Origin of the sequence: Mesorhizobium sp. M7D.F.Ca.US.004.03.1.1, from assembly GCF_003998635.1 — a bacterium.
Lineage (GTDB): Bacteria > Pseudomonadota > Alphaproteobacteria > Rhizobiales > Rhizobiaceae > Mesorhizobium > Mesorhizobium loti.
Map to the genome: position 1 here is coordinate 1 of NZ_RZQG01001829.1, position 428 is coordinate 428.

Consider the following 428-nt stretch of genomic DNA (forward strand, 5'->3'; position numbering starts at 1 on the left):
CGCTCGAAGCACTCGACATCCTGTCGAGTGCGGCCTCGATCATCGCCGAGGGCGAGGTGATGCAGCTTGCCGCCGCCAAGAACCTCGAAACCACCGAGGACGAGCATTTCGCGGTGATCAAGGCCAAGACCGCGGCGCTGTTTTCGGCTGCTGCCGAAGTCGGTCCCGTCATCGCCCAGGCGACGCGCAATGATCGTGCCGCGCTGCGCTCCTACGGCATGAATCTCGGCCTTGCCTTCCAGCTAATCGACGATGCGCTGGATTATGGCGGCACCAGCAAGGATCTGGGCAAGAACGTCGGCGACGATTTCCGCGAAGGCAAGGTGACCTTGCCGGTCATCCTTGCCTACCGGCGCGGCTCCAAGGCCGAGCGCACCTTCTGGAAGCGCGCCATCGAGGACAATGTCACCGATGACGCCGGTCTGGAA

At 63.3% G+C, this 428-nt stretch carries 1 protein-coding gene; it reads left to right on the forward strand.

The features are described from left to right. On the forward strand, window positions 1–428 hold a 428-nt coding region (locus EN935_RS40260; RefSeq protein WP_164771943.1), incomplete at both ends, for a polyprenyl synthetase family protein.